Below are 6,875 nucleotides of genomic sequence, written 5' to 3'. Positions count from 1 at the left end.
GAGCTGAAGATGTAGTGGTTTACCTCAAAGCTCTGATAACGCGGCAGATGAGTGCACCCGGCTCGCCCGAAGGGTGAGAAAATCAGACAGAATACCGTGGATTACATTTTGCATTTTTAAAATATCTCAAAATGTTACTACAAGGAACTGTAATTACAGATTATTCCTTAACCCTGATTGTTTTCTCATGAAATATCCGGGATAGGTTACGCCACCCGGAGGTGGCGATATCCGGGCATTGGCTAAACCCGCTTTCAAGATGACACCCCTTGCCGCGGAGGTTTTTTTTGTTCTTTTTCTGACAGGGATGGTTGCAATAAATATGGATTCGATTTTAACAGTGTCCGTCATGCCTGGCGGCGTGCCGCACTTGGAGTGGGGAGGCTCAAAAAGAGCGTTTCCCAAGGCTCTGGACAGGTTTCAACAGGCGCTTTATGACCGGTTTCAGCAGGAACCGGAGAGCTGGCTTTTTTCCCTGGGCTGCTCCACGTTACCGCAGGGGCTGGACCCGTCCCTTGCCTGGCTGGCCAGGGTGGCCACGGCTTATGTCAATGGGCTGGTCCGCTTGTCGGATCTTGAGGCCTTGCGGGAAACCGCTCGGGCGCCCCAGGATGATGAGGTCATGGCAGAGTTTCTTACCGGTGTTCCGCTGATGGTGGGGGGCGATCGGGTGGACGCGGCCATGCTGGCCTCGGTGTGGGAGAGCTTGGGGGAAGGTTTCTCGGTCCGTCTCGCCTCCCATGACGGGAGCGTGGCTTCGTTTTTTGAGGGTCTCAACCCGGAGATTCATCTTGCCGGGCGGGTGTTCTTTCACCTGGTGGAGAACAAGCACGCCGCCATGCCTTTTGCCTTTATGGCCACCTACTCCCAGGCGGGAACCGGTCGGCACCTGCCCCTGAAACGTGCCCTTGATGAGTTTCACGACGAGGCCCTGGTCTCGCTGCTTGCAACCGTTTACCGGGCGGCTTCTGAGAGCCGACGGGTGGCGGATCTTGTGGAGAGCGGGGAGATTTTTCATCCCCTGGCCTGGGATGTGGACGAGGCCTTTCACTTTTTAAAAGAGGTGCCCCTTTACGAATCATGCGGGGTGATCTGCCGTATCCCGAACTGGTGGAAGCCCAAGGCGTCCGGCGTGCGAGTGAGTCTCTCCCTGGGCGACAAGCCGCCGAGCCTGGTAGGTGAAAAGGCCCTGCTCAGCTTTTCTCCCGGGCTGGTGATGGGCGATCTGGCGCTTACCGTCGAGGAGGCCCGGCAGATCCTGGCCGAAAGCGAAGGGCTCGCCTTTTTAAAAAACCGTTGGGTGGCTGTGGACCAGGCCAAGCTGGCCCAGGCCCTTGCGGCGTGTGAGCGGGCTCGTGAGTTGGCCGATGAGGGGATGACCTTAGGGGAAGCCATGCGGCTCCAGCTTCGGCCGGAGCTTCTCCTTGACGGTGCCATGGCCGAGGTGGACTGCGAGGTCTCCCGGGGGGAGTGGCTGGATGCGACCCTGGCCAAATTAGAGACCCCTTCACTGGCCCCCAAGGTGGCCTTAGGGTCTGGGTTTAAGGCCACGTTACGAGGGTATCAGCAGCAGGGTCTCAACTGGCTTGTTTTTCTGGAGCAGCTGAAATTCGGGGCCTGCCTTGCCGACGACATGGGGCTTGGCAAGACCGTGCAGATCCTCTCCTTTCTTTACGCCCGGGCCAAAGAGGAGCGGGGTGGTCCCTCTCTGCTGGTGCTTCCCGCATCCCTGGTCACCAACTGGCTGAATGAAATCGAGCGGTTTGCGCCGGGCCTTCGCGTCTTTGTGGCCCATCCGGATTATGTGACGGCCGTGAAGGGAAAGACCCTGGCCTCAGAAAAAAAACAGCTGGCAACCGACGGACCGGATGATGCCGGCGGCTTTCATCTGGTGATCACCACGTACACCCTGGTGCAAAAATACCCCTGGCTGGGAGAGCGCTCCTGGGATTGCCTGATCCTGGACGAAGCCCAGGCCATTAAAAACCCGGGGACTCGCCAGACCCGCGCCGTCAAAGAGCTTTCCGCCTCCCATCGGATTGCTATGACCGGCACCCCAGTGGAAAACCGCTTGGGTGACCTCTGGTCCCTCTTTGATTTTCTGAACCCTGGCCTCCTGGGCAGCCGAAATGAGTTCGCCAACTTTTCCAAAAGCCTGAAGACGAATCCGAAAGGATACGCCCGGCTGCGGCGACTCATCTCGCCCTTTGTCCTGCGCCGGTTAAAAACCGATAAGACGATTATCTCCGATCTTCCGGACAAGGTGGTGATGAAGAGCTATGCCGGGCTCTCCAAGAAACAGGTGGTGCTCTACCGCAAAGGGGTGGAGGACCTGGCGAAGCGGCTGGAAACCACCGACGGGATCGCCAAGCGGGGCCTGGTGCTCTCCTCTATCATGAAGTTCAAGCAGCTCTGTAACCATCCGGATCAGTACGTGGGCAGCGGGGATTTTAAAGAGAGCGAGAGCGGAAAGTTTCAGCGGCTTCGCGAGATCTGCGAGACCGTGCTGGAGAAGCGGGAACGGGTTCTGGTCTTTACCCAGTTCAAGGAGATGACCGAGCCCCTGCGGGCCTTTCTTGCCGATATTTTTGGTCATCCGGGGCTGGTACTCCACGGCGGGGTGCCCGTAGGGAAACGGGCCGGTCTCATCGATACCTTTCAAGGGGAAGCCTATTGCCCGTTTATGGTGCTTTCCTTAAAAGCCGGAGGCGTGGGACTTAACCTCACCCGGGCCAACCACGTGGTCCATTTTGACCGGTGGTGGAACCCGGCGGTGGAAAATCAGGCCACGGACCGGGCGTTTCGTATTGGGCAAACCAAAAAGGTGATCGTGCATACCTTTGTCACCCGAGGGACCATCGAAGAAAAAATTGATCTCATGCTTCATGAAAAACGCGACCTGGCAGACCAGGTGGTCTCTCCCACAGGGGAGGTGCTTGTGACGGAGATGGCGGACGATGAGCTGGTGAAGCTCTTTACATTGACACTTTAAAAAACGGGGCGCTTGATCACGATGGGTTATTACGGGTATCCAAAATATGTCTCGGTGGCAGAAAAACGGGTCAAAGCCGAGAAAAAACTGAAGCAGCTAAAAAAGAAGAATCCCAAAATCTCACCGGTGTGCATCCCCGAGCGCGGTGCCATGGCCAAAACCTGGTGGGGCAAGGCCTGGAATAAAAATCTGGAAGGGTACGCCGATTACGCCTATCGCCTGGAGCGGGGCCGAAGCTACGCCAGGCATGGAGCGGTCCTGGATTTACAGGTGACGGCCGGCAAGGTGACGGCCCTGGTCCTGGGAAGTGAGAGCCAACCCTATACGATTACCGTCACCATTGCGCCTATGCTGATATCGAAGTGGAAGGCCCTTAAAAAGGCGGCTATGGGCACCATGGACTCGGTTCAGACCCTGATGGCAGGGCGTCTCCCGGAGGCCATGGCCGATTTGTTGACGGCCAAGGGAAAAGGCCTTTTTCCCTCCCCGACCGAGATCTCCCTTCATTGCAGCTGCCCGGATTCGGCCACCCTGTGCAAGCATGTGGCCGCCAGCCTCTACGGGGTCGGTGCCCGCCTCGATGAAGACCCCTCCCTTCTCTTTTTGCTCCGCAGGGTGAAGGTCGATGACCTGATCTCCGAGACGGTGAACGAGACCAAAGGCGAGCTGCTGCGAAAGGCCGGTAAAAAGAGCGATCGGGTCATAGACGATGCGGACGGTCTCTCGGATCTGTTTGGTATTGATCTGGGCGAAGCAGAACCCCCAACGCCGAAACCAGCCGCCAAGGGCCGAAAGAAATCGGCGGGTGCGCCTGTATCAAAAGCGAAGCCGGTAAAGAGCATAAAGAAAAAGCCCGCCGCTCAAACGAAACCGGCCCCTAATAAAAGAGCGGACAACACGGCCGGGATGAACGCACCCATGAAACAGCTGGCAATCCTGATGAAAAAGAAAGGGAAAGGCCTGCCGGTGGCGGAGATGATCACCCAGTCAAAGATGGATCCCCAGAAGGTGCGAAACACCCTCTATCAGATGAAGCAAAAAGGATGGGTGGAGACCCCGGACCGTGGGGTGTACAAGCTGGTGTAAGGGACAACGGATCATGGGAAAAAAAGCCTCCGGCGGCCCTGCCGGGGGCTAAACTTTTGAAAAGTTTAACAAACAGGTTATAAACAGCGATAGCCCGTACTGGAACGCCGCACTCCGGTGCGGTTTTTTTTATAACGCTGAAGTGCAGCGACTCCCCGAACGAAGAACCAAGAACGAAGAACGTTTTCGACAACCCACCATGTTGGGGCCTTGATGATGTTGGACGGCGATTCCGGTGCGGTTTTTTTATAACGCTGAAGCGCAGCGACTCCTCGAACGAAGAACCAAGCACGAAGAACGAAGAACGGTTTTTAAAGAATAAAAAAGGCCCGGAAGATTTCTCTTCTGGGCCTTTGTATTTTTTAAGTGGTAGCGGGAAGTGGATTTGAACCACTGACCTTCGGGTTATGAGCCCGACGAGCTACCAGACTGCTCCATCCCGCAACAACGAAGCCGACAATACATGGGGGGCGTGGGCAAGTCAAATGAAAAAACCGTTTCGGGTGATTTGTTCCTGATTCTTCGTTGAGGAGCCCTTTTGTTGCATCATTGAAGAAAAGGGTGAGCAGGGCTCAACATGGGAACTTGGGAAAAACGATAAAAGTGACGACCTTTACGTCAAATACCTGAATGTGGTATATATTGGTATTAATAATGATATGGAGGTGTGTCGTTATGCAAAAGAATACGAGTGTCACTTTGGGGAAATATTTCGAAAAATTTATCGCCCACCAAATTAAATGTGGTCGCTATGCATCTGCAAGCGAGGTCATTCGAGACGGATTGCGTGTACTTGAAGAACGAGAATTAAAATTGAAGGCCCTGCAGCACGAGTTGAAAGAGGGTGAGGCCAGTGGGTTTGTGGAATATTCTTTAGATCAGTTGGTTGAGTCACTTGATAAAGAGGAATAGATTGCATGCCGTCATCATTCCGAATGAGTGCAAAGGCCGTCGAGGATCTTAAATTAATCGGTCTTTTTATGCTCCAAAGATGGGGCCGTGATCAACGAAATACCTATCTTCATAAGCTTGATGAAAGCTTTCATTTGCTATCTGAACAGCCATTTTCTGGAGCGGTGTGTGACGATATTCGAAGGGGTTATCGGGTTTATCATGTCGGTCGTCATTTGATATTTTACCGTCTGGTGGCGTCTCGGGTTGAAATCATTCGTATTTTGCATGAAAGAATGAATGTCGAGGGCCAGATGGGAGACTCGAAAGGTCGTTGATTCTTAAGCTGATTCACTTTTCCGTCGTGGTTATTCCGGTTAAAGTCAAACGGATTTCATGCGCCATCGGGATCTGATTCTTGGGCTTAAATTAGGAAGAGTACGGCTGCACGAAGAAGAAAAATTGCTTTACCCCTTGCGAACCTGGGGGCCAGGGGATAAATCCCCTGGCCCCGGAGGCACGCTGTTTTATCCCGCCAGATACTGGCTGCACCCCAGCCCGTAGGCCACGCTGGTGAAGGCGTTCTGGGCGTCGATTTTTTCCGCGCCGAACCGCTTGATAAAGAGCTCCCGGATTTTCAGGATATGGGAGGACCCGCCGGTGAGAAAGACGGTGTCCACCTGGTCCGGGGTGAGTCCTGCCTGGGTCATTACCTCGTCGACACAGGCGTCGATTTTTGTGACGTTGGCGTTGATGATCCCTTCGAACTCGGATCGGGGCAGGGGTTCGGAGATGGCAAGGCTCCCTTCATTGAAGCGGATGAGAGCGGTCTCATCGGTGGAGAGACGGCATTTTGTCTCTTCGATGGCCCGGAAGAGGAGATAGCCGTAGTTGTCTTCGATGAGTTTCTGGAGATTCTCGATGAGTTTCGGTTTGTCGGCCCGGTGGTGGATATCCTTTAAGATCGCCTCGATTTTTGGATGCCGCAGGTGGGGAATCAGGTGCCACTGCTTGAGTTTTCCGAGGATCAGGGAGGAAACCGGCAGGGTGAAATCGTCGTAGAGTGCTTTGACGCGCACCTCTTTTCCGAAATAAGGGGCGACCTTGTTCCACATAATCGCTGAATCAAAGGTGTCGCCCCCGATGTAGATCCCGCCCAGGCCCAGGACGTCTTCTTTTCGGTTTTTTGTGTAACCGCTTTGCCCGCCCCTGGCTTTGATGATGGTAAAGTCCGAGGTGCCGCCCCCGAAGTCCCCCACCAGCACGGTTTTTTCTTCCCCATTTTTCAAGGTGTTTTCATAGGCCAGGGCCGCTGCGATGGGTTCCAGCTGAAGGTGGACCTCTTTGAACCCGGCCAGTTCAGCTGCTTTGAGCAGCCGCCGGTTGGCCAGGGCCTCGCATTCGGGGTCTTCGGAGAAGACAACGGGGCGTCCCAGCACCAGGCAGTCCGCCGCTTTTCCCACCGCCTTTTCGCCTCTTTCCCGGATCGTTCGAAGGATCATGCCGATGAGCTGCTCCAGGGTGTAGGTCTTGTTTCCCACCTCGGTTTTTTCAAAACTGGCGTCAGGTAAAAAGGATTTTATGGACTGGATATATCGACCGAAGGCGTCGTTTTCGATGTACTGGTTCACCGCCTCCTGGCCGGAGAAGAATTGGCGCTCCTCGTCGTCATAATAGATGACCGATTTCAGAGTATTTCCGGTTTCGTTAAAGCCGTCGATATCGATCATCGACACGTTGCCGTCGATATTGGCCGAGAGGGCTGAGTTGCTGGTTCCGAAGTCCAGTCCAAAAACAACAGACATAATACGATTTACCTCATCTATTAAAGGCGCGGCCCCAAGGGCAGTCGAGCTGCCGGTGGGCACCGCGTTTCAGACAGCATCATAAAAAAAAGCCGGTGCGC

5 protein-coding genes and 1 tRNA gene are annotated in these 6,875 nt (G+C 54.6%); 4 read left to right on the top strand and 2 right to left on the bottom strand.

The window, feature by feature from the left end:
- The first annotated feature begins 322 nt into the window (after positions 1 to 322).
- Both Q1Q75_RS05730 and Q1Q75_RS05725 read left to right on the top strand, forming a co-directional pair.
- Positions 323 to 2,992 carry a DEAD/DEAH box helicase gene (locus tag Q1Q75_RS05730; protein ID WP_300668226.1) on the top strand — a complete coding sequence of 890 codons (2,670 nt, stop codon included), beginning with the start codon at positions 323 to 325 and terminating at the stop codon, positions 2,990 to 2,992.
- A gap of 21 nt (positions 2,993 to 3,013) precedes the next feature.
- A complete protein-coding gene (locus Q1Q75_RS05725; protein WP_300668225.1) occupies positions 3,014 to 4,078 on the top strand; it encodes a hypothetical protein in 1,065 nt (354 codons plus the stop codon).
- Positions 4,079 to 4,445: 367 nt separating this feature from the next.
- Here the strand turns inward: Q1Q75_RS05725 and Q1Q75_RS05720 are convergent.
- A tRNA-Met gene (locus Q1Q75_RS05720) sits at positions 4,446 to 4,522 on the bottom strand.
- Positions 4,523 to 4,753: 231 nt separating this feature from the next.
- Between Q1Q75_RS05720 and Q1Q75_RS05715 the strand changes: the two genes are divergently transcribed.
- Entirely contained in the window at positions 4,754 to 4,990 is a 237-nt protein-coding gene (locus Q1Q75_RS05715) for a type II toxin-antitoxin system ParD family antitoxin (protein WP_300668223.1), read from the top strand.
- Between the two features lie 5 nt (positions 4,991 to 4,995).
- Positions 4,996 to 5,307 carry a type II toxin-antitoxin system RelE/ParE family toxin gene (locus tag Q1Q75_RS05710; RefSeq protein WP_300668222.1) on the top strand — a complete coding sequence of 104 codons (312 nt, stop codon included), beginning with the start codon at positions 4,996 to 4,998 and terminating at the stop codon, positions 5,305 to 5,307.
- A gap of 189 nt (positions 5,308 to 5,496) precedes the next feature.
- Here the strand turns inward: Q1Q75_RS05710 and Q1Q75_RS05705 are convergent, their stop codons facing one another.
- Entirely contained in the window at positions 5,497 to 6,774 is a 1,278-nt protein-coding gene (locus Q1Q75_RS05705) for an Hsp70 family protein (protein WP_300668221.1), read from the bottom strand.
- Between the last annotated feature and the right edge of the window lie 101 nt (positions 6,775 to 6,875).

This window comes from Desulfoluna sp., assembly GCF_030145185.1.
Taxonomy (GTDB): Bacteria; Desulfobacterota; Desulfobacteria; order Desulfobacterales; family Desulfolunaceae; genus Desulfoluna.
Note: the sequence above shows the minus strand (reverse complement) of the source record. Positions and strands in the feature narration are given on the sequence as shown.